General features: G+C 70.8%; 21 protein-coding genes. 11 read left to right on the top strand and 10 right to left on the bottom strand.

What is annotated here, in order from left to right; all coding sequences use genetic code 11:
• Positions 1-56 precede the first annotated feature (56 nt).
• A complete protein-coding gene (locus JEQ17_RS13240) occupies positions 57-851 on the bottom strand; it encodes a VOC family protein (RefSeq protein WP_200395453.1) in 795 nt (264 codons plus the stop codon).
• 314 nt (positions 852-1,165) lie between these two features.
• On the opposite strand from JEQ17_RS13240, the gene JEQ17_RS13235 reads away from it, so the two are divergent.
• Positions 1,166-1,993, top strand: a complete 828-nt coding sequence (locus tag JEQ17_RS13235) for a sulfurtransferase (protein ID WP_200395452.1) — start codon at positions 1,166-1,168, stop codon at positions 1,991-1,993.
• A 96-nt stretch (positions 1,994-2,089) separates the two neighbouring features.
• Here the strand turns inward: JEQ17_RS13235 and sepH are convergent, their stop codons facing one another.
• The 3 genes from sepH to JEQ17_RS13220 all read right to left on the bottom strand — a co-directional run bounded on the left by sepH (position 2,090) and on the right by JEQ17_RS13220 (position 6,160).
• Complete coding sequence (gene sepH / locus JEQ17_RS13230; protein ID WP_200395451.1) at positions 2,090-3,178, bottom strand: septation protein SepH; 1,089 nt, start codon at positions 3,176-3,178, stop codon at positions 2,090-2,092.
• A 464-nt stretch (positions 3,179-3,642) separates the two neighbouring features.
• Entirely contained in the window at positions 3,643-4,962 is a 1,320-nt protein-coding gene (locus JEQ17_RS13225) for a D-arabinono-1,4-lactone oxidase (protein ID WP_200395450.1), read from the bottom strand.
• Positions 4,922-6,160 carry an MFS transporter gene (locus JEQ17_RS13220; RefSeq protein ID WP_200395449.1) on the bottom strand — a complete coding sequence of 413 codons (1,239 nt, stop codon included), beginning with the start codon at positions 6,158-6,160 and terminating at the stop codon, positions 4,922-4,924. Before JEQ17_RS13220 ends, JEQ17_RS13225 begins: the two co-directional genes overlap by 41 nt.
• A gap of 163 nt (positions 6,161-6,323) precedes the next feature.
• Here JEQ17_RS13220 and JEQ17_RS13215 point away from each other — a divergent pair, with 163 nt between their 5' ends.
• A complete protein-coding gene (locus JEQ17_RS13215) occupies positions 6,324-7,451 on the top strand; it encodes a ferrochelatase (protein WP_200395448.1) in 1,128 nt (375 codons plus the stop codon).
• Positions 7,448-8,272, top strand: a complete 825-nt coding sequence (locus JEQ17_RS13210) for an inositol monophosphatase family protein (protein WP_200395447.1) — start codon at positions 7,448-7,450, stop codon at positions 8,270-8,272. Before JEQ17_RS13215 ends, JEQ17_RS13210 begins: the two co-directional genes overlap by 4 nt.
• 93 nt (positions 8,273-8,365) lie before the next feature.
• Here JEQ17_RS13210 and JEQ17_RS13205 read toward each other — a convergent pair whose 3' ends face one another.
• A complete protein-coding gene (locus tag JEQ17_RS13205; protein ID WP_189841132.1) occupies positions 8,366-8,539 on the bottom strand; it encodes a hypothetical protein in 174 nt (57 codons plus the stop codon).
• Positions 8,540-8,930: 391 nt separating this feature from the next.
• Between JEQ17_RS13205 and JEQ17_RS13200 the strand changes: the two genes are divergently transcribed.
• From JEQ17_RS13200 to JEQ17_RS13185, 4 genes are all read left to right on the top strand, one after another.
• Positions 8,931-9,584 (top strand): response regulator transcription factor, encoded by a 654-nt coding sequence (locus JEQ17_RS13200; protein WP_055615445.1) that lies wholly within the window; start codon positions 8,931-8,933, stop codon positions 9,582-9,584.
• A 6-nt stretch (positions 9,585-9,590) separates the two neighbouring features.
• On the top strand, positions 9,591-10,823 hold the full coding sequence (locus JEQ17_RS13195) for a sensor histidine kinase (protein ID WP_200401472.1): 1,233 nt from the start codon (positions 9,591-9,593) through the stop codon (positions 10,821-10,823).
• 393 nt (positions 10,824-11,216) lie between these two features.
• Positions 11,217-11,513 carry a DUF4193 domain-containing protein gene (locus JEQ17_RS13190; RefSeq protein WP_005481602.1) on the top strand — a complete coding sequence of 99 codons (297 nt, stop codon included), beginning with the start codon at positions 11,217-11,219 and terminating at the stop codon, positions 11,511-11,513.
• A gap of 13 nt (positions 11,514-11,526) precedes the next feature.
• On the top strand, positions 11,527-12,423 hold the full coding sequence (locus JEQ17_RS13185) for a hypothetical protein (protein WP_200395446.1): 897 nt from the start codon (positions 11,527-11,529) through the stop codon (positions 12,421-12,423).
• Between the two features lie 110 nt (positions 12,424-12,533).
• Here JEQ17_RS13185 and JEQ17_RS13180 read toward each other — a convergent pair whose 3' ends face one another.
• Complete coding sequence (locus JEQ17_RS13180; RefSeq protein ID WP_200395445.1) at positions 12,534-12,998, bottom strand: DUF3093 domain-containing protein; 465 nt, start codon at positions 12,996-12,998, stop codon at positions 12,534-12,536.
• 58 nt (positions 12,999-13,056) lie between these two features.
• Between JEQ17_RS13180 and JEQ17_RS13175 the strand changes: the two genes are divergently transcribed.
• From JEQ17_RS13175 to JEQ17_RS13165, 3 genes are read left to right on the top strand one after another with little or no spacing between them, the layout of a single operon-like run.
• Complete coding sequence (locus JEQ17_RS13175) at positions 13,057-13,641, top strand: PaaI family thioesterase (RefSeq protein WP_200395444.1); 585 nt, start codon at positions 13,057-13,059, stop codon at positions 13,639-13,641.
• A complete protein-coding gene (dut, locus tag JEQ17_RS13170) occupies positions 13,638-14,159 on the top strand; it encodes a dUTP diphosphatase (protein ID WP_200395443.1) in 522 nt (173 codons plus the stop codon). Before JEQ17_RS13175 ends, dut begins: the two co-directional genes overlap by 4 nt.
• Position 14,160: 1 nt before the next feature.
• Positions 14,161-14,922 (top strand): DUF3710 domain-containing protein, encoded by a 762-nt coding sequence (locus JEQ17_RS13165; protein ID WP_200395442.1) that lies wholly within the window; start codon positions 14,161-14,163, stop codon positions 14,920-14,922.
• A gap of 87 nt (positions 14,923-15,009) precedes the next feature.
• Here the strand turns inward: JEQ17_RS13165 and JEQ17_RS13160 are convergent, their stop codons facing one another.
• The 4 genes from JEQ17_RS13160 to JEQ17_RS13145 all read right to left on the bottom strand — a co-directional run bounded on the left by JEQ17_RS13160 (position 15,010) and on the right by JEQ17_RS13145 (position 19,263).
• Positions 15,010-16,389: a carotenoid oxygenase family protein gene (locus JEQ17_RS13160; protein ID WP_200395441.1), complete on the bottom strand. Its 1,380-nt coding sequence runs from the start codon at positions 16,387-16,389 to the stop codon at positions 15,010-15,012.
• A gap of 114 nt (positions 16,390-16,503) precedes the next feature.
• The gene (locus JEQ17_RS13155) at positions 16,504-17,016 is read right to left on the bottom strand and encodes an SRPBCC family protein (RefSeq protein ID WP_200395440.1); all 513 of its coding nucleotides are present in this window, start codon (positions 17,014-17,016) and stop codon (positions 16,504-16,506) included.
• Between the two features lie 35 nt (positions 17,017-17,051).
• Entirely contained in the window at positions 17,052-18,509 is a 1,458-nt protein-coding gene (locus tag JEQ17_RS13150; RefSeq protein WP_200395439.1) for an MFS transporter, read from the bottom strand.
• A gap of 187 nt (positions 18,510-18,696) precedes the next feature.
• Positions 18,697-19,263 (bottom strand): TetR/AcrR family transcriptional regulator, encoded by a 567-nt coding sequence (locus tag JEQ17_RS13145; protein WP_143638208.1) that lies wholly within the window; start codon positions 19,261-19,263, stop codon positions 18,697-18,699.
• 198 nt (positions 19,264-19,461) lie between these two features.
• On the opposite strand from JEQ17_RS13145, the gene JEQ17_RS13140 reads away from it, so the two are divergent.
• Complete coding sequence (locus JEQ17_RS13140) at positions 19,462-20,361, top strand: peptidoglycan-binding domain-containing protein (RefSeq protein ID WP_200395438.1); 900 nt, start codon at positions 19,462-19,464, stop codon at positions 20,359-20,361.
• Positions 20,362-20,421: the final 60 nt, after the last annotated feature.

Raw genomic sequence — 20,421 nt, 5'->3', positions numbered from 1 at the left:
CAGGGGGACCTGCCTGCCCGTAAGGGGAGGCCCTGCAACGGGCGCCGGGGCTCTCCTCAGGAAGTCGTCCGCACCACCGAGAACACCGCCCCCTCCGGGTCCGCCACCGTGGCGATCCGGCCGTGCGGGGTGTCACGGGCCGGCTTGAGGACATGGCCGCCCAGGTCGAGCAGATGGGCGAGCGACGCGTCCACGTCCGCGACCTCGAAGTACGTCATCCAATGGGGTCCCCGGTCACGGGGCAGGGAGTTGCCGACGCCGTGGATGCCCGCCACCGGACGCCCCTTGATGTGCAGGGTGATGTAGTCGAAGTCGGCGGAGACGACGGGCTCCTCCTCGAAACCGAAGACCGTCTCGTAGAACTTGGCGACGCCGGAGGAGTCGCGGGTGATCAGCTCGTTCCAGGTGGGGGTGCCCGGGACGCCGGTGATGCCCGTGCCGAGGTGGGCCGCGGCCTGCCAGACACCGAACACGGCCCCCGCCGGGTCCGAGGCGATCGCCAGCCGCCCGGCGTCCTCCGCGTCGAGCGGGCCGACACCGACCGTGCCGCCGCAGTGCCGGACCGTCTCCGCCGTCAGATCGACGTCGTCCGAGGCGAAGTAGGGCGTCCAGGCGATGGGCAGATGACGGTCGGGCGGGAGCTGGCCGATACCCGCCACCTCCTGGCCGTCGAGCTGTGCCCGCACGTACGAGCCGAGGTGCTGCGGGCCCGGCTGGAACTCCCAGCCGAACAGATCCCCGTAGAACTCCTGGGTCGCGGCCATTCCGTGCACCATCAGGCTCACCCAGCAGGGTGTGCCGGGCGTGTGCGCAGTGCCGTTCAGGCCGGCCGACCCCCGTGCCTCGGTCATCGTCACCCTCTCCTCGGCGCCTCGTGGGGCCGCTTCACTTCCACTACCGAACCGCGTGTTCCGCCGCCGTGCGCTTTCCGCGCCCGGTGCCGATGTTCGCACCACCAGGGGCACGGCGCGCACCGGCCGAGTGGCCCATGGCGGGAGGATGCCCGAATTGCTGGTTCCCATCCGTTTCCCCGCCATTGCCTGATGATGTCCATCAGACATACAGCGTGTGGCCGGGCCCGCACGCCGAGTGGTCGGGGCGGCCCGGCCGAGCAGAGTAGCCGGAGCTGGACGATGCGGCCACCCCGTGCGCGAGGATGGTGGCCATGAACGCCATCATCTCCGCACCCGAACTCGCGAGCGACCTGGCGGGTCCGAATCCGCCGGTCGTCCTGGACATCCGCTGGCAGCTGGGCGGCCCGAACCTGCGCTCCGCCTACGAGGAGGCGCACATTCCGGGGGCCGTCTACGTGGACCTGGACTCCGAACTCGCCGCCCCCGCAGGAGCGGCTGGCCGCCATCCGCTGCCCGACATGGAGGTCTTCGGAGCGGCCGTGCGGGCGGCCGGAGTGTCCGAGAACCGGGATGTGGTCGTGTACGACGGAGGGCTCGGCTGGGCCGCCGCGCGCGCCTGGTGGCTGCTGCGCTGGACGGGTCATCCGTCGGTGCGTGTGCTTGACGGCGGCCTCGCCGCCTGGAGCGGCCCGGTCGAGTCCGGCAGCCCGTCGCCCTCCGCCGGCAGCTTCGTACCGGCCCCCGGAGCGCTGTCCCTCCTCGATGCCGACGGCGCCGCGGCGCTGGCCCGCACCGGTCTGCTCCTGGACGCCCGGGCCGCCGAACGCTACCGGGGCGACGTCGAGCCCATCGACCGCGTCGGCGGGCACATCCCCGGGGCGGTCTCCGCCCCCACCACGGAGAACGTGGCCGAATCCGGCCACTTCCGCCCCGCCGCGGACCTCGCCGACCACTTCAAGTCGCTTGGCGTGACCGGCACTTCCGAGGTCGGCGTCTACTGCGGCTCGGGCGTCTCCGGCGCGCACGAGGTCCTCGCGCTCACGGTCGCGGGAATCCCGGCCGCGCTGTACGTGGGTTCCTGGTCGGAGTGGTCCCAGGACGAGAACCGCCCGGTGGCCACGGGCCCGGACCCGCAGTAGTTCCATCGTGGCTGTGGCCGTACGGGTCCGCGACGAACGGCGCACGGCAGCGGAAAGGGCTCGCACCGAGGTGGTGCGAGCCCTTTCCGGCATGTCCTAGTCCTGCTTCTTCCTGCGTGTCCCGAAGACGATCTCGTCCCAGCTCGGTACGGCCGCTCTGCGTCCGGGACGGACCCCGTCCGCCTCGGCCTGCCGGTCGGTCGCACCGATCAGACGGTCACGGTGACTGGCCACCGAGCGCGGCATGAGCACGTCCGCGTACGCGGAACCGGCCGAGGCCGCGGGAGCCGGGGGCTCCTCCGCCTCGGGCTCCGCGTCGAGCGGTTCCTCCACCTCGGGACGCTCCGTGGTGGAGGTGGTCGAGGCAGCGGGAGCGGGAGCGGTCGAAGGGCGCTCGGGCACCACCATGTCGCCGCGGAAGCTGGGCACCGCCTCCAGGAGACTGGTGAGCGAGTCGCGCTCGCTCGCGGTCTCCTCCAGGTCCGGCTCGGGTGACGGCGAGGGCAGGCTCGGCCGCTCCGTCTGCCGGTCCAGGGCACGGTCCATCGGACGGTCGCGCGGCAGCCGGGCGATGCGCGGCACGAACGGGAAGCTGGGCTCGGCCGCGGCGAGGTCGTCGGACTCGCCGATCAGCGAGCGCGCCTCGTCGTCCACGGCCTGGACGAGCCGCCGGGGCGGGTCGTACGTCCAGCTCGCCGAGTGCGGTTCGCCCGCCACCCGGTAGACCAGCAGGACTTCCCAGGTGCCGTCGTCACGGCGCCAGGAGTCCCACTGGACGGTCTCCTTGTCGGCGCCGCGCAGCAGGAGCCGCTCCTGCACCGCCTCGCCGAGCTGGGGACCGGTGGTTTCGCCTGGGCGGCGGACAGGGGTCTTCCGGGCACGCTCCGCCATGAAGGCACGCTCGGCGAGTACGGGTCCCTCGAAGCGACGGACCCGGTCGACGGGGATACCGGCGAGCTGGGCGACCTCTTCGGCGGACGCTCCCGCACGTATACGTGCCTGGATGTCTCGGGGGCGGAGATGACTCTCCACCTCGATCTCGATCTGGCCGAGGCGGGGACGGTCGCCGCGTACGGCGGCGCGCAGACGCTCGTCAATCGGAAGCGTGTACTCCGTGCTGTCCGCAGCCTTCAGCACCAGCCGTGTGCCGTCGTTAGAGACGGCCACGACACGCAGTTCGGGCATGGGGACCTCCCGGGTGGTGCCTGCCGACGTCACGTGCGTCGCTGCTTCCGCTAGTCGAGTGTGGCCTGCCCGGGTGCAGCCTGCCACAACCTTGCCGAGTTGCCCGGCGTGTCGGGCGGTGGCCCGGGATCGCCGTTATGGCACGGTTACCTATTCGCAACGCTAAGTGACGAACTCCATCACCCTGTGCAACGAGCCCCCTCCCGGCGGTCCTGGAAGGCCCCGGACGCCCTGGCGAGTGTCCGGACCCAGGGCTCGCAACAGTACTCCATTCGGGCCACTTGCGTGGATCGGCACGCCGCCGAACTTCTGTCCGGGGGCGGGAGTTGGCCACCCGGGGCGACGTTCCGGTGACCATGGCGCGTGGCGCGCTTCACGGAATCACCGCAAACGGAACGAATGGTTTCGCCTGTACGTCCTCTTCTCGCGCGGGCGTCTCGAAGCACTCGTGCAAACGTCCGCGTCTACTCGCCCAGCACCCGGCGCAAGTAGTCGTTCGCGAACCGCCGTTCGGGGTCGAGCCGGTTCCGCAGTTCGGTGAACTCGCCGAAGCGCGGGTAGACATCGGCGAAGTACTCCGCGTCGCGCGTGTGCACCTTGCCCCAGTGCGGCCGCCCCTCGTGCGCGGTGAAGATCCGCTCGGCGGCGCTGAAGTACGCCTGGTACGGCGTGCCCCGGAACATGTGGACGGCGATGTACGCGGTGTCCCGGCCGGACGCCGTGGAGAGCGTGATGTCGTCCGCGGGCGCCGTACGCACCTCCACCGGGAAGCTGATGCGCAGGGGCGAACGGTCGACCATGGCCTTCAGTTCGCGCAGCGTCTCGACGAGGGCCGCGCGCGGAACGGCGAACTCCATCTCCGTGAAGCGGACCCGGCGCGGGGAAGTGAAGACCTTGTAGGGAATGTCGGTGTAGGTGCGCGCGGACAGCGCGCGGCTGGAGATCCTGGCGATCGAGGGGATCGTGGCGGGCACGGCCCGGCCCACGTAATTGGCCACCTGGAAGACGCCGTTGGAGAGGAACTCGTCCTCGAAGAGGCCGCGCACGGTGCCGACCGGTCTCTCAGGGCCCGCGCTGCGGTTGTTGCGCTTGGTGTTGCAGTTGCCGGTGTGCGGGAACCAGTAGAACTCGAAGTGCTCGTTCTCCGCGAACAGTTCGTCGAAGGACCCCGTCACCTCGTCGAAGCTCATCGGCTCCTCACGGGCCGTGAGGAGAAACGTGGGCTCTACGGAGAAGGTGATCGCGGTGATGACCCCCAGGGCGCCGATGCCGACACGGGCCGCAGCGAAGACCTCGGGGTTCTCCTTCTCCGAGCAGCTGAGGACCGAGCCGTCGGCCGTCACCAGCTCAAGGCCCGTGATCTGGGCGGCTATCGAGGCGGAGTCACGGCCCGTGCCGTGGGTCCCGGTGCTCACCGCCCCCGAAACCGTCTGCTCCATGATGTCGCCCATGTTCGTGAGCGACAGCCCCTCGCGCGCGAGAGCCAGGTTGAGACGCTTGAGCGGGGTGCCCGCCTCAACAGTGACGGTGCCTGCCTCACGGTCGATCCTGCGGATCCCGGTCAACAGTTGAGGGCGGATCAACACACCGTCGGTGGCGGCGGCCGCCGTGAAGGAGTGACCGGTGCCGACGGCCTTCACCCTGAGCCCGTCCTCCGCAGCCTGGCGCACGGCGGCGGAGAGTTCCTCGACGGAAGCCGGAGTGACCTCCCGGGCCGGCCGGGCGGTGACGTTCCCCGCCCAGTTACGCCAGGTGCCGCTCTTCCCGCTCACTGTGCTGCTCATGGGTCCCCTCCCGCTGCGGAACCGGCCTGCTGAGCCGGCGATACCCCAGGAAACCCACCGCGACCGCGACGGCTCCGGCGGCGACCGGAACCCCGTACCCGGCCCGCGCCCCGGCCGTGTCGATCACCCAGCCGGACAGGGAGGAGCCGAGCGCGACCCCGACCGCGAGCCCCGTGCTCACCCACGTCATGCCTTCGGTCAGTTTCGCGCGAGGTACGTGCAGTTCGACGAGGGCCATCGTCGTGATCATCGTCGGCGCGATGGACAGGCCCGCAACGAACAGCGCCACGGCCAGGAACGGCAAGTTTCCGACCAGTAGGAGGGGGATCATACTCACGGCCATGGTGCATACGCCCAGCACCCACCTGCGGGCGGGCGCTCCGCCGAGGCGCAGCAGCCCGAACACGGCACCCGCCAGACAGGAGCCCGCCGCGTACACGGCCAGGACGACGCTCGCGGCCCCCTTGTGGCCCTGTTCGTCGGCGAAGGCGACGGTGACCACGTCGACCGCCCCGAAGATCGCCCCCGTGGCCACGAAGGTGGCCACCAGGACCTGCAGTCCGGCCGAGCGCAGGGCCGAGCCGCCCGTGTGGTGCTCGCGCGGATGCGGCGGGGGCTCGGTGGCGCGCTGGGAGGTCAGCCAGAAGACGCCGGCCGCCAGGAAGCAGGCCGCGAGCAGCGGCCCCGCCTCCGGGAACCAGACGGTGGACAGACCGATGGAGATGATCGGCCCGAAGATGAAGCAGATCTCGTCGACGACGGACTCGAAGGCGTACGCGGTGTGCAGCTGGGGCTTGCCCCGGTACAGGTACGCCCAGCGCGCCCGGGTCATCGCGCCGACGCTCGGTACGCAGCCGATGCCGGCCGAGCAGAGGAACAGCACCCAGTCCGGCCAGTCGAAGTGCGCGGTCAGCAGCAGTCCGGCGGCCGAGGCGAGCGCGAACAGAGTGGCGGGGCGCAGCACCCGCCGCTGACCGTGCCGGTCCACCAGGCGGGATATCTGCGGGCCGAACACCGCCGCGGACAGCGCCATGGTCGCCGAGAGCGCGCCCGCGAGCCCGTACCGCCCGGTGAGCTGCGAGATCATCGTGACCACGCCGATGCCCATCATCGACAGCGGCATCCGGCCGAGGAGGCCCGCGGTGGTGAAGCCCTTGGAGCCTGGGGCGGCGAACAGGGCGCGGTAGGGGCTGGGCACGAGGGTCTCCGGGAGCGGGTCCGGTAAGGCGCGAATGCGGCTGATACAGCTTACGAGTCAGGTGACCCTAACCCATACGCGGATGTCGGCCATCACTCCGTCCGCCCGCTGTCCGGCACCCCGCCGTTGTCCGGCTGTCGGAGCCGGGTGGCAGGATCGAGACATGCGAGACGCGCTCGATGCCACCCCCTACGACGCCCTGCTCCTGCTCTCGTTCGGCGGCCCCGAAGGCCCCGACGACGTGGTCCCGTTCCTGGAGAACGTGACACGTGGACGGGGCATCCCCAAGGAACGCCTCAAGGAAGTGGGGCAGCACTACTTCCTGTTCGGCGGGGTCAGTCCCATCAACGACCAGAACCGCGCCCTGCTGGACGCCCTCCGCAAGGACTTCGCGGAGCACGGGCTCGACCTGCCGGTGTACTGGGGCAACCGGAACTGGGGGCCGTACCTCACCGACACCCTGCGTGAGATGGTCGCCGACGGCCGCCGCAGGGTGCTGGTGCTCGCCACGAGCGCGTACGCCTCGTACTCGGGCTGCAGACAGTACCGCGAGGACCTCGCCGGGGCCCTGGCCACCCTGGAGGGCGAGGGCCTGGAGCTGCCGCGCGTGGACAAGCTGCGGCACTACTTCAACCACCCCGGCTTCCTGGAGCCCATGATCGAGGGCCTCCTGAAGTCCCTCGCGGACCTCCCCGAGGACGTCCGCGCGGGCGCGCACATCGCCTTCACGACCCACTCGATCCCGAACGCCTCGGCGGACACCTCGGGCCCGGCCGAGGACCACGGCGACGGCGGGGCGTACGTGAAGCAGCACCTGGACGTCGCCCGGCTCGTCGCCGACACCGTGCGTGAGCGGACCGGGATCGACCACTCCTGGCGGCTCGTCTACCAGTCGCGTTCGGGCGCCCCGCACATCCCGTGGCTGGAGCCGGACATCTGCGACCACCTGGAGGAGCTGCACGGCTCCGGCGTCCCGGCCGTCGTCATGGCTCCCATCGGGTTCGTCTCGGACCACATGGAGGTCCTGTACGACCTCGACACGGAGGCCACGGCCAAGGCCGAGGAGCTGGGACTGCCGGTCCGCCGCTCGGCCACCGTGGGCGCCGACCCCCGGTTCGCCGCCGCGATCCGCGAGCTCGTCCTGGAGCGGGCCGCCGCGGAGAACGGCCGGGCCGTGACGCCCTGCGCGCTCGGCGCCCTGGGCCCGAGCCACAACCTGTGCCCCGTGGGCTGCTGCCCGGCCCGCGCCCCCAAGCCCGCAGCCGCGGGCGCCGACAGCCCGTACGCATGAGGAGCACCGTGACCGCCACAGCGAACGACGATCTGAAGGCCGAGCTGCTGGAGATCGCGCTCGACGCGGCCCACCGCGCGGGCGCCTTCCTGCGTGACGGCCGCCCGGACGACCTCGGCGTGGCCGCCACCAAGTCCAGTGCCGTCGACGTCGTCACCGAGATGGACATCGCGTCCGAGAAGCTGATCACCGGTCTGCTGGCCGACCGCAGGCCGGACGACGGCGTGCTCGGCGAGGAGGGCGCCAGCGTCGAGGGCAGCAGCGGCGTCCAGTGGGTCATCGACCCGATCGACGGCACGGTCAACTACCTGTACGGACTGCCCAGTTGGTCCGTCTCCATCGCGGCCCTCAAGGACGGCGAGACCGTCGTCGGAGTGGTGCACGCCCCGATGCGCGCCGAGACCTACCGGGCCGTCCTGGGGCAGGGCGCCTACGTGAACGACCGCCCCGCGCGCGTGCGGCCCGCCCCCGCCTTCGGGCTGGCCCTCGTCGGCACCGGCTTCGGTTACGTCGCCGAGCGCCGGGCCCGGCAGGCCGAGGTGGTCGGACACCTGATCCCCCAGGTCCGGGACATCCGCCGCGGCGGCTCCGCGGCGATCGACCTGTGCGATGTGGCGACGGGCCGCCTGGACGCGTACTACGAGCGGGGCCTGAACCCCTGGGACTACGCCGCCGGCGACCTGATCGCCCGCGAGGCGGGCGCCCTGACCGGCGGACGCCCCGGAGAGCCCCTCTCCACGGACCTGACCATCGCGGCCCCACCCGGCCTCTTCGAACCGCTCCAGGCCCGCCTGGACGAACTGGGCGCCTGGCACGACTGAGCGCGCGTGGACGCCCGGCGGTGAACCGAGCCGTAAAAAAACGGGTGCCCCGGCACTGGATCGATGCCGGGGCCCCGCTCTGGTGCGAGCTGATCAGACGCGTGACGCGCCGACCTCCACGCCGTGCTCGGCGGCAAGGCGGTGCAGATCGTCGAGCTCTGCCTGCTCGACCTCCGCGAGGAAGTCGTCGCCGGTCTCGCGAGCCATCGTCAGGTCGGACTCGGTCGCCCTTATGCGCTGCAGAAGTCCTGCGGTGAATGCGTCCATGCTGCGCCCCCTCGTCCTGGGTCGTGGGTCGGTGGCACGGGGGTGTGCCGTTCGGAAGGGGCGATCACGTCTCCAGGGTGCCCAGCGCTGCCCGCACTGGGCGGCGACGGTGCCGGACACCCACGCCCGCCCTGCGGAAGCGGACCGTGACGTACCGCATGGTGGTGCGGCACAAGCAGAGCGTGATCGCGGGGTGTAAAGCCGTCCTCCCCCCGCTCCCTTCCACGGAAACCTCAACAGCGCGAGAAAATCTCGCATTCCCCGGCCTCCGCACCCGCCTTACAGCCGACTTATGGCCGAAAAGGGCAGGATGGAGACTCAACCCGCGACAGACCCTGCCCGCATGCGCCGAAGAGGCGCTACGCGGGTGGACAGAGGAAGGACAAGCGACGTGCGCGTACTCGTCGTCGAGGACGAGCAACTGCTCGCCGATGCGGTGGCCACCGGACTGCGCCGGGAGGCCATGGCCGTCGACGTCGTGTACGACGGCGCGGCCGCCCTGGAGCGCATCGGCGTCAACGACTATGACGTGGTCGTCCTCGACCGTGACCTCCCCCTCGTGCACGGCGACGACGTCTGCCGCAAGATCGTCGAGCTCGGCATGCCCACACGCGTGCTGATGCTCACGGCCTCCGGAGACGTCAGCGACCGGGTCGAGGGCCTGGAGATCGGCGCCGACGACTACCTCCCCAAGCCCTTCGCGTTCAGCGAACTGACGGCACGCGTGCGTGCCCTCGGCCGGCGTACGAGCATGCCGCTGCCGCCCGTCCTGGAGCGCGCCGGGATCAAGCTCGACCCCAACCGCCGCGAGGTCTTCCGCGACGGCAAGGAGGTCCAGCTCGCGCCCAAGGAGTTCGCCGTCCTGGAGGTGCTGCTGCGTAGCGAGGGCGCCGTCGTCTCCGCCGAGCAGCTCCTGGAGAAGGCCTGGGACGAGAACACGGACCCGTTCACCAACGTCGTGCGCGTCACGGTGATGACCCTGCGCCGCAAGCTCGGTGAGCCCCCGGTCATCGTCACGGTGCCCGGTTCCGGCTACCGGATCTGATCCGTGGTGGCCACGACGCCCGCGCCCCCGACGGCGCCTCCGAAGCCCACCTGGGACCCGCGGAAGCCGGAACCCCCGTTCCCGTGGCTGCGTCCGACCATCCGGATACGGCTCACGCTGCTGTACGGCGGGATGTTCCTGATCGCGGGCATCCTCCTGCTGTCGATCATCTACCTGCTCGCCGCCCAGGCCCTGAACGTGGGCAGCGATCTGCCCTTCAGGATCGTCTCCGGCGGCGTGACCAGCCCCACCTGCAACTTCCCGTCCGAGCCGTCGGCGACCGAGCTCAACAACGCGATGAACGCGTGCGTCAACGAACAGCGCCAGCACGCCCTGGACAACCTCCTCAGCCGCTCGCTCCTCGCCCTCCTGGGCCTCGCCGTCATCGCGTTCGCCTTCGGCTACGCGATGGCCGGCCGGGTGCTGTCGCCGCTCGGCCGGATCACGCGCACCGCGCGCGCGGTGGCGGGCTCGGACCTGTCACGGCGGATCGAGCTGGACGGTCCCGACGACGAGTTCAAGGAGCTGGCGGACACCTTCGACGACATGCTGGAGCGGCTGCAGAGAGCCTTCACGGCCCAGCAGCGGTTCGTCGGGAACGCCTCGCACGAGCTGCGTACGCCGCTGGCGATCAACCGCACGCTCCTGGAGGTGCACCTGTCCGATCCGGGAGCGCCCGTGGAGCTGCAGCAGCTCGGCAAGACGCTGCTCGCCACGAACGAGCGCAGCGAGCAGCTTGTCGAGGGCCTGCTGCTGCTGGCCCGCAGCGACAACCAGATCGTCGAACGCAAACCGGTCGACCTCGCCGAGGTCGCCTCGCAGGCCATCGACCAGGCCCGTGGCGAGGCGGAGGCGAAGGGCGTGGCGATCCGCGGGAAGCGCGATGCCGCGGTCGTCCAGGGCAGCGGCGTCCTCCTGGAGCGGATCGCCCTGAACCTCGTCCAGAACGCCGTGCGGTACAACGTGGCGGAGGAGGGCTGGGTCGAGGTGACCACGGAGGTTCAGCACGGTCAGGCGGTTCTCGTGGTCTCCAATACGGGACCCGTGGTGCCCGCCTACGAGATCGACAATCTTTTCGAGCCTTTCCGGCGACTGCGCACGGAGCGGACGGGCAGTGACAAAGGCGTGGGTCTCGGCCTGTCGATCGCCAGGTCGGTGGCCCGTGCCCACGGCGGTCATATCGCCGCGGAACCGCGTGAGGGGGGTGGGCTGGTGATGCGAGTAACCCTGCCTGTCTGAGACCATGTCGCCGACACGCGAGGATGTTCGCTTTGCGCGGAATTTTCTGGGCATCCAGAGGGCTGCCTCGTGTGTGATCGATCACAAGGGCGAATTTCCGGCCATCTACTCTCCGTGATCAAGAAGGCCGTCGTAAAGCCGGGAACATCCGGGTTTTCGGGGGTCGAGATCACGGGAAGTACACGGTGAGACGCCTTTGAAGTGCGGCATTCGGACCGTGTACGGTCCCGTTCGCCATCCAAGCCGATCACTCTTGAGGGGTCCGATTGGGTGTCGATTGAGTAACAGACCTTGATGTGAGGCAAAATCTCCGCCTCGGGTCGGGCACAAGTCCGGCCTCTCACGCGTTACGTGCGCTGGAGACACCGCAGACACCCAGAGGGGGAGAGCGACATGGCAACGGATTACGACACCCCACGCAAGACCGACGACGACGTCGATTCGGACAGCCTTGAAGAACTGAAGGCTCGCCGGAACGACAAGTCGACTTCGGCGGTCGACGTGGACGAGTTCGAGGCAGCAGAAGGCCTGGAACTGCCCGGAGCGGACCTCTCGAACGAGGAGTTGGCCGTCCGGGTCCTGCCGAAGCAGCAGGACGAGTTCACCTGCATGAGCTGCTTCCTGGTCCACCACCGCAGCCAGCTGGCCCGCGAGAAGAACGGCCAGCCGATCTGCCGCGACTGCGACTGAGGCAGGGTCGGCCGTGACAGGCTCGACCCCGCCCTGGAAGCGCCGCTTTCGTGACCAGGGAGCGGCCGGTCCGTCCTCGGACGGCATGCGTGACGACGAGCGGGGCCACCCGGCCTCGCTCGAAGCAGTGGACGCGACAGGCGCCTCCGGTGCCCTGGAGGTGCCGGTTCCAAAGGCGCCTGTCGCCAAACGCCGGGCCGCCGCGGTCGGCCACGGGGTCAAGGAAGGTGTCCGTAAGGGCGGCAGCCGCGCCAGGGCGGGCCTGGCGTACCTCACCGACCGCATCATCGAGAACGCCCCGCGAATCCCCGTACGGGACCTCGCGACCCTCCGCAGGCAGTTCCCGGGCCTCGGCCCCGAGCAGCTCGCGGACAAGCTTGTGGCGGGCGCGTGCAACGCGACCTCCACGGTGGGCGCGGGAATCGGCGCGGCCGCGATGATGCCCGTGCCTCCGGCGATGCCCACGGAACTGGCCGCCGAGATCACCGGCGTGGCCGCGATCGAGATGAAGCTGATCGCGGAGTTGTACGAGGTCTACGGCCTGCGGCCGCCGGGCAGCCTGAGAGAGCGCTCCACCACGTATCTGACTTCGTGGTCGGAGGAGCGCGGAATCGACGTGACCAAACCGTCGACGCTCAACGTGGCCCTCGGAGGCCAGCTGAAGCGCGAGCTGCGCCAGCAGATCATGAAGCGCATGGTCAGAAATCTGCCGAACCTGATGCCGTTCATGGTCGGCGCCGCCGTCGGGGCGGTCATGAACCGCCGTGACACGAGAAAGCTCGCGGAGCGCATCCGCAAGGACCTCCGCAAGGCACAGGTGCCGTGGGACGCGCTGCCGGCGCTGCCGCCCCTGGAGAAGCCCGCCGATCCGCTGCGCGTCGGGGAGATCCCCAAGGAGCTGGGGCGCTGACCCCTTCCCCCGGCCCTGGCAGGCAAAGTTCTGACCCGCGGAAGGGAAAGTTTCCGTACGGGACACGCGTGCGAGCACGGCCCAAACCCGGCCGGGAGCGGGGAGCCGGGCTACGCCGTCGTCGTGCGTGCCGCTTCCAGTGCCGCGGCCAGGCGCTCGGGCTCGCGGGTCGACAGATACAGGTACGGCGTCGGGTCGGCCGGGTCGGTGACCTCCACGCGGAGCGCCGTCGGGATGTAGGAGCGCAGGAGCATGAAGGCGCGTGTGTCGGCCTTGAACGTGCGCCAGGCGCGCGTCTCCTCCGGGTCGAGGACATGGGCCTCGCCAAGGGCCGAGACCGGGATCTTCGCGTCGCCCGCGATCAGGGACCCTGCCACCACCCGGATCCGCACGGAGCCGTACGAACTGGCCGCCACCGCCGCGACCGCCGTGCCGCCGACCAGGCCCCCCAGCAGGGGAAGCGTGCCGAACGGCAGCAGGATCAGGGCCATCGAGAGACCCACCAGCAGGCTGATGAACCACCAGGAACGGGGCGCTGTCAGACGTTCTTCGTACGGCGAGGCGGAAAGCTGCATACGGCCTAGCCTGCCACGGTGCGTGCGCGGCGCTGACGCGGAGGTAAGGTCTGCGCCTGTGAGTGGTACATCTTCAGCTCTGCGGCCCCCGGCCGACGCCGTGGCGCCGGTGAGGCATCCCGACGCGCCCGCGCCCGGTGAACTGCTCGGCGCGCACTACGGCGAGTGTTTCGGCTGCGGCGGAGAGCAGCCGCACGGACTGCACCTGGAGGCCCGCGCGGGCGAGGGGGTGAGGATCACCGCCGAGTTCACCGTGAAGCCGGCCCACCAGGGCGCTCCCGGCCTCGCGCACGGCGGAGTCCTCGCGAGCGCCCTCGACGAGACCCTCGGCTCGCTGAACTGGCTGCTGCGCACCATCGCCGTGACCGGACGGCTGGAGACCGACTTCGTAAGGCCCGTGCCCGTCGGCACCGTGCTGTACCTGGAGGCCGAGGTGACGGCGGTGGCGGGACGCAAGATCTACTCGTCCGCCACCGGACGGACCGGCGGCCCGGACGGGCCCGTCGCCGTGCGCGCGGACGCGCTCTTCCTGGAGGTGAAGGTGGAGCACTTCATCGACAACGGCCGCCCGGAGGAGATCCGAGCGGCCATGGACGACCCCGACCAGGTCCGTCGTGCCCGTGCCTTCGAGGTGAACCCGTGACCCCGACCCGGACGCCCGTGGGCGTGCTGATCAAGCGCGTCGATCCGGACGTACCGCTTCCGGAATACGCGCACCCCGGTGACGCCGGCGCGGACCTGCGGACGACGGAGAGCCGCGTACTGGAACCCGGCGAGCGGGCCGTGCTGCCCACGGGAGTGTGCATCGCGCTCCCTGAGGGGTACGCGGCCTTCGTGCACCCGCGTTCCGGGCTGGCCGCCCGCTGCGGTGTCGCTCTGGTGAATGCCCCGGGGACGGTTGATGCCGGGTACCGTGGGGAGATCAAGGTGATCGTGGTGAATCTCGACCCGCGCGAGTCCGTGCGGTTCGAGCGCTTCGACCGGATTGCCCAACTGGTCGTCCAGCAGGTCGAGAAGGTGCGCTTCCAGGAGGTGGCGGAGCTTCCCGACTCGGCGCGGGCCGCAGGGGGCTTCGGGTCCACCGGCGGGCATGCCGGCGTGGGCGGCACAACGGGTGGGAATCGATACGCTTCGGTCGTATCCGACCGGGAAGGACAGTGACGTGTTCGGACGTCGCAAGAAGGGCAGTGCCGCCGAGGACGCGGCGGGCGAGGCCGAGCAGGTCGTCGACAGTGTCGACACTGAGGCGGACGACGCGGAGCGCGAGCGCGTGAGGCTCGAGCCCGAGCCGCGCCCCGACGGCCCCTGGGACAGCACAGAGGTCCGGGATCCGGCCGAGGGCCGGGTCGACCTGGGCGGTCTCTTCGTGCCCGGGGTCGACGGCATGGAGCTCCGGGTGGAGGTCGCGGGCGACGCCATCGTCGCGGCGACCGTGGTGCTCAAGGACAGCGCCGTCCAGCTGCAGGCCTTCGCCGCCCCCAAGCGCGAGGGCATCTGGGGCGAGGTCCGCGAGGAGATCGCCACCGGCATCACCCAGCAGGGCGGTGTCATCGACGAGGTCGAGGGCCCGCTGGGCTGGGAGCTGCGCGCACAGGTACCGGTGCAGCTGCCGGACGGGACGGGCGGCTTCCAGGTCGTCCGGTTCATCGGTGTGGACGGGCCCCGCTGGTTCCTGCGCGGAGTGATCTCCGGCCAGGGCGCCGTGCAGCCGCAGACCGGCGGCGTACTGGAGTCGATCTTCCGGGACACCGTGGTGGTCCGTGGCGAGGGTCCGATGGCCCCGCGCGACCCGATCGTCCTGAAGCTGCCGGACGACGCGCAGATGGTCGCCGAGGGCGTCCAGCAGGAGGAGCAGGCCGGTTCCCGCTTCTCCGGCGGCATGGGTCAGCTGCAGCGCGGACCGGAGATCACCGAGGTCCGGTAGCCGCGTAGAAGGAAGTACGGCGTTGGGCCGCACTCCCCTTGGGGGAGCGCGGCCCAACGCCGTTTCGCCTTTTCCCGGGGTCTCCCGTCAGGCGGCGTCCGGGATCCATGAGCCGTGGATCATCGCCGGTACGCGGCGCGGCAGCCTGACCGTCGCGACCGGCGGCAGGGACAGGTCCGAGGCGTCCAGGACGAGCAGCCGGGACGCGTCGGCGTTCAGGTCGCCGACGACGGTGAGCAGATACCCGGCGTCCTCTTCGGAGGAGCCAGAGGAGCCGGAGGAGCCTGAGGCGTCGGCCGCGGGGACGAACACGGCCTCGCTGGGCAGCTGGCCGTTGCCGAACGGCAGCAACTGGCGGGTGCCGTCCCGGCGGTCGTACTTGACCAGCGTGTGGTTGCCGATGCCCAGGTCGTCGGGGAACGACAGCGCGTACTGGTAGCGGTGTTCGCGGCCGGTGAAGGCGTCGTTGATGGTGGGGAACTCGACGGTGAGGTCGTCGATCTGCTCCTCCTTCACGCGGCCCGCCGCGAGATCGACCGTCCAGCGTTTCGTCCTGGAACCGGAGTTGGGCTCCGCGCCGCGCTCCGGGGCGCCGACCCACCAGTTCCAGGAGCGCCGCCAGCCGGTGCGGCCCACCGTCGGGCCCTCGACGACGATCCGGCCGTACGCGTCCTCGTAGGCGTTGGCGAAGTGCATCCCGTATCCCTGGTCGATCTCGAACCAGCGGATGCGGGCCGCGCCTCCCGCGCCGCGCGGCATGACCCCGATACGGGACCGCTGGGCGTCGCTCCAGCCGTACGGGATGCCGGAGTTCTCGGCGGGGTCGAAGGTGACCGAGCCCTCCAGGAACACGACGTGGTGCTCGGTGATGGCGAAGTCGTGCTTGAGCGCGGCGCTCGCGTCCGGGACCTCCTGGCTGTCGAGGACCTGACCGTCGCGGGAGGCCACGTGGTGGATCAGGTAGGGCGGGAACGGGGACGAGGCGAAGAAGTGCAGCTCGCCGGTGACCGGGTCCTCCTTGGGGTGCGCGGTCATCGCCGAGGTCAACCTGCCGCCGAAGTCGTACGCGCCCACGGTCTCCAGGTCGGCGGTCAGCTCGAAGGGGAGGTTCGCCTCGCACAGCGCGAGGAGGCGTCCGGCGTGCTCGATGACATGGGTGCCCGCGGTGCTGGCCGTCAGGTCGGGGCCCCGCTCGGTCATGTAGGGCACGCCTTCGAGCGCCGGGGTGTGCACCCAGCGGTTGCGGTACCACTCCGCGCGCCCCTCGCGCAGCCGTACGCCGTGCACCATGCCGCTGCCCTTGAACCAGTGGGTGGGGGTGATGCCGGGCTTCGGGTTGTGGCTGTTGCGGATGAGCCGGCCGGTCAGCTCGGGCGGCAGCGTCCCCTCGACGGGGAGCGTGGTGGCGGTGATCTCGTCGGTGACGGGGGTGTAGTGGCCGGTCAGGTAGGGCTTGTCGACGCTCATGACGGTGACCTTTCTGGCGGGTTCTCCGGTGGGTTCTTGTCCGGTGGGTTCTCGCTCGTGGAGCGGGGGGCGGGTGGCTCCGGCGTACGCGGACACCTCGCTCGCCGTACGGCGTCAGCGGCGGCGCTCGGCCTCGGAGCGCAGGCGGTCCAGCCAGCTCTCCAGGGACTGGCGCAGCGCCTCCCGCATCTCCTCGGGGCGTTCCTCGACCGGAGCTCCGGCCCAGGACTCCTCGGTGCGGACCGTCACGGTTCCCTCGCCGGTCTCCTCGCCGTTCTCCTCGAAGGTCCAGACATGGACGCCCTCGATGCCGTGCGCCGGACCGCCCCAGACGATCCGCTCGCCGGGCACGACCTCGCGGATCGTGGACGTGATGTCCAGGCCGTGGGTGAGCCACCGGAAGGAGGAGCCCGGGGCGAGCGGGCCGCCGAAGTCGACGCTCTCGATGTCCGGGTTCCAGTCGGCCCAGGAACCGATGTCCGTGTGCAGGGCCCAAACGGTCGCGAGCGGGGCGTCGACGGTGGTCGAGAGGCGTACGACGACGGGGGCGTCCTCGTCGACGCAGTGGCCGGGTGTGTTCTTGGCGGACTTGGCGTTTTCGGCGTTCTTGGTGTTGTCGGCAGTCATGGCGGGATCTCCTTCTGTGGGTGTCGGACGGGCGTTCAGCGGATGGGAGCGGGGGTCGGGGCCTGCTCGGCGCGGGGCTGTGCCGCGAGGCGGCGGGACAGGAGGGGAGTCAGTGCGGCGCCGACGGCGAGTACGGCCGCCGAGACGAGGAAGGCGAGCCGGTAGCCCTCGGTGAGGGCGGCCGCGGGGGAGTGGTGGTGCGCGGCGGCGGCCGTGCGGGAGGCGGCGAGTGTGCCGAGGACGGCCAGGCCCACGGCTCCGCCGATCTGCCGGGTGGTGTTGACCAGGCCGCTGGCCAGCCCCGAGTCGGCGGGCCGTACGCCGGTCACGGCGGCCCCGGTGAGCTGGACGAACGCGGTGCCGAGGCCGAGGCCGATCACGAGGATCGGGCCGAGCAGATCGGTCGGGTAGCTGCCGTCCGCCGTGATCCGGGACAGCCACAGCAGTCCGGCGGCCTGGGTGAGCAGACCCGCGGCGAGCGTGACGTGCGGGCCGAGCCGGCGGGCGAGCCGCGGGGCGAACCAGGAACCGAGCATGTTCGCCGCCGCCAGGGGGAGTTGGGACAGCCCCGTCTCCAACGGTCCGGCGCCGAGGACCTGTTGCTGATAGAGGGGGAGGAAGAAGAACAGGCCGACCCAGACGGCGCCGAGCAGCGTCATGACGAGGTTGGCGGGCGCGACCAGCCCCTCCGTCCACAGGCGCGGCGGCAGCAGCGGGGCGGGGTGGCGCCGCTCGACCAGGAGGAACAGCGCGAGCAGCAGGGCCGCCGTGCCCAGGGCGCCGAGCACCCAGGGATCGGTCCAGCCGGAGCGTCCGGCCGATGTGAGCCCGTACACCAGTGCGACCAGTCCGGCCGTGACGGTGAGCGTGCCGACGAGGTCGAGCCGCCGGGGAGCGCCGTCGTCGGGCGGTGAGGCGGGGACCAGTGCCAGGGTGCCGACGAGCACGACGGCCGCGCCGAGTCCGGACACGTGGAAGACCCACGGCCAGCCCAGACCCTCGGTGAGCACCCCGCCGAGCAGGACTCCGGCGGCTCCGCCCGCGCCGGACACCGCGCCCCAGACGCCAAGTGCCCTGGCACGTCCGGGCCCCGGCGGGAAGAGCCGCATGACAAGGGAGAGTGCGGCGGGTGCCACGGCGGCGGCTCCGACGCCCTGTGCGGTGCGGGCGGTGATCAGTGTCCACGGGCCGGTGGCGAGGCCCGCGGCGACCGAGGCCGCGGTGAACAGCGCGAGGCCGCCGAGGAGGACGCGGCGCCGGCCCACGAGGTCGGCGGTCCGGCCGCCCAGCAGAAGCAGCGCTCCGAAGGCGAGGCCGTAGGAGTTCACGACCCAGGACATGCCGGTGTCCGACAGCCCGACGCCGTCGCGGACCGCGGGCAGGGCGACGTTGACGACGGACGTACTGAGCGCGACAGCGAACTGGGCGGCGGCGAGGACCGCGAGGGCGGCGCCGGGGCGGACCGCCCTTGCTCCCTTTCGCGTGCTGGACATCGGGTTCCCCTTCTCGCGGGTTCCTGTGAGTTCCTGTGAGTTCTTGGGCGCCAGGAGTGCGTATGAAGTATGTGTGGTTGACCACTCACTCTTGGGTCCAAAAAAGATTGGGTTCAAAAAGAGGCGGTGCTGTCGAGGCGTGAAAGGTGACCCCTCAGCGACCCTCGCCCCGCCGCCGGCGGGCTCGTCAGTAGTGCCGGATGCCCGCCGTGAGCGTGCGCGTCCATGGGGCGTCCACTTCCTGCGCCTCCATCGACACCACGAGATGGCAGAGCATGCCGACGGCGAAGAACTCCTGGACCTGCCGGTCGTCGCCCCCGGAGGCGCCGCGCACGTACTCCACCGTGCGGGCGTATCCCGCTCGCACTGCGTCCCGGATGGCGGGGACGGAGACCGCGGCGGCCTGGGCGTGCAGCTGGACGAGCAGCAGGTCGTTGTCGCTGATCAGGCGGGCGTAGGCGTCGCCCATCGACGAGAGCACCGCCTCCGGTGAACTGCCCTTCGCCTCGGCCGCGCCCCCTTCCAGGCTCTCGCGCACCCGGACGAAGCAGTGCTCGACGACCGCGGCGAACAGGGACTCCTTGTTCGGGAACAGCCGGTAGACGTACGCCTGGGAGATTCCGGCGGCCTTGGCCACCTCCGTGGTCGTCGTGCCGAAGTAGCCCCGAGAGGCGAAGGCGCCGATGGCGGTGCGGAGCACCGTCTCGCGGCGCTCCTCGGCGGTGGACAGGTGGCGTCGTCGTTCCGTCTGCATGTGAGTACTCAACCACTCACACTTTTTCGCCGTCAAGGGCAGGAGTCACTCGTTGCGCTGGAAAAGCAAAGAAACGTCTGAACCGGAACCCGTGGGTGGCTACGCTGCGTCACCCAGGGCGGAGCTGGCGCCGGACCGTCAACTCGCCTGTACCACCCACGACTTACCGACCTACGCAACAGAGCACGGGAGCCCGGCATGGGTACGAACTGGATCGAGAAGGCGCAGCGGCTGGGCGACGGGAGCATCGGGGGCGCGATGGACCATCCGTCGATCCCCGGCCGCGTCGTCTGGCACACCACGGAGAGCGGCGCCGGCGATGACGCCTTCCGTTCCGTGTCCGCGTATCTGATCAGCGTCTCCGCCGAGCCGCATCTGCTGTACGACCCGACGACCGACCGGCTCGGCCAGTATGGGCCGCTGAACGCGAGCGCCCGCGCGCTGCGCAACGACGGTTCGACGAGGACCAACCGCGTCGGCAAGGTCTGCATCCAGATCGAGGTGCTCGGGCGGGCGGGCAAGCCGTTCACCGCCACCTGGAAGCCGGGGCCCAACTACCGGGCCATGATGGCCGCGATCCGCTCCTGGAAGATCCCGGACACCTTCCCGGCAGGCCGTCTCGCGACCTCGGGCGCCGACGCGACCAACCGTCCCCGGACGATCTGGATGAGCAAGGGCGGCCACTACGGCCACGCCAACATCCCGGGCAACGACCACTGGGACCCGGGCAACATCGACAAGTCCGCGCTCTTCGAGGCGGCCCCGATCGGGAAGCCCGCGACGGGTGACACGCCGTCCAAGCCGTCGAAGCCGGTCGTCGACCTCAGCAACGTCATCGCCGCCGCGCGCCGCGACCCGGGTCTGCCCCAGGGCGGCAAGACCCACAAGGCGGACGTCCTCGTCGTCGAAAAGGCCCTCGTCGCCGAGGGGTTGCTGCCCGCGCAGTGGGCCGACGGCTCCTTCGGCAGCAGGACCGTCGAGGCGTACGCAAGCCTCCAGCGCCGGTACGGCTTCAGCGGTGCGGACGCCAACGGCATCCCGGGCCAGACGACGCTGAAGAGGCTCGGCAAGGAGCACGGCTTCACGGTCAAGGACTGAGTGAACTTCAGCACCTCGGCGCGCGGCCCGTGGGCTCCGGACGACTTCTGGAGCCCACGG

The sequence above is a fragment of the Streptomyces liliifuscus genome (genome assembly GCF_016598615.1).
In the GTDB taxonomy this organism is placed as follows: Bacteria; Actinomycetota; Actinomycetes; order Streptomycetales; family Streptomycetaceae; genus Streptomyces; species Streptomyces liliifuscus.
This window is presented reverse-complemented; position numbering and strand designations above follow the sequence as displayed.

Bases quoted from the DNA above. Each gene is read 5' to 3' on its own strand.
- JEQ17_RS13240 (WP_200395453.1), bottom strand. From the start codon at position 851: ATGACCGAGGCACGGGGGTCGGCCGGCCTGAACGGCACTGCGCACACG.
- JEQ17_RS13235 (WP_200395452.1), top strand. From the start codon at position 1,166: ATGAACGCCATCATCTCCGCACCCGAACTCGCGAGCGACCTGGCGGGT.
- sepH (WP_200395451.1), bottom strand. From the start codon at position 3,178: ATGCCCGAACTGCGTGTCGTGGCCGTCTCTAACGACGGCACACGGCTG.
- JEQ17_RS13225 (WP_200395450.1), bottom strand. From the start codon at position 4,962: ATGAGCAGCACAGTGAGCGGGAAGAGCGGCACCTGGCGTAACTGGGCG.
- JEQ17_RS13215 (WP_200395448.1), top strand. From the start codon at position 6,324: ATGCGAGACGCGCTCGATGCCACCCCCTACGACGCCCTGCTCCTGCTC.
- JEQ17_RS13210 (WP_200395447.1), top strand. From the start codon at position 7,448: ATGAGGAGCACCGTGACCGCCACAGCGAACGACGATCTGAAGGCCGAG.
- JEQ17_RS13205 (WP_189841132.1), bottom strand. From the start codon at position 8,539: ATGGACGCATTCACCGCAGGACTTCTGCAGCGCATAAGGGCGACCGAG.
- JEQ17_RS13190 (WP_005481602.1), top strand. From the start codon at position 11,217: ATGGCAACGGATTACGACACCCCACGCAAGACCGACGACGACGTCGAT.
- JEQ17_RS13180 (WP_200395445.1), bottom strand. From the start codon at position 12,998: ATGCAGCTTTCCGCCTCGCCGTACGAAGAACGTCTGACAGCGCCCCGT.
- JEQ17_RS13160 (WP_200395441.1), bottom strand. From the start codon at position 16,389: ATGAGCGTCGACAAGCCCTACCTGACCGGCCACTACACCCCCGTCACC.
- JEQ17_RS13155 (WP_200395440.1), bottom strand. From the start codon at position 17,016: ATGACTGCCGACAACACCAAGAACGCCGAAAACGCCAAGTCCGCCAAG.
- JEQ17_RS13150 (WP_200395439.1), bottom strand. From the start codon at position 18,509: ATGTCCAGCACGCGAAAGGGAGCAAGGGCGGTCCGCCCCGGCGCCGCC.
- JEQ17_RS13145 (WP_143638208.1), bottom strand. From the start codon at position 19,263: ATGCAGACGGAACGACGACGCCACCTGTCCACCGCCGAGGAGCGCCGC.
- JEQ17_RS13140 (WP_200395438.1), top strand. From the start codon at position 19,462: ATGGGTACGAACTGGATCGAGAAGGCGCAGCGGCTGGGCGACGGGAGC.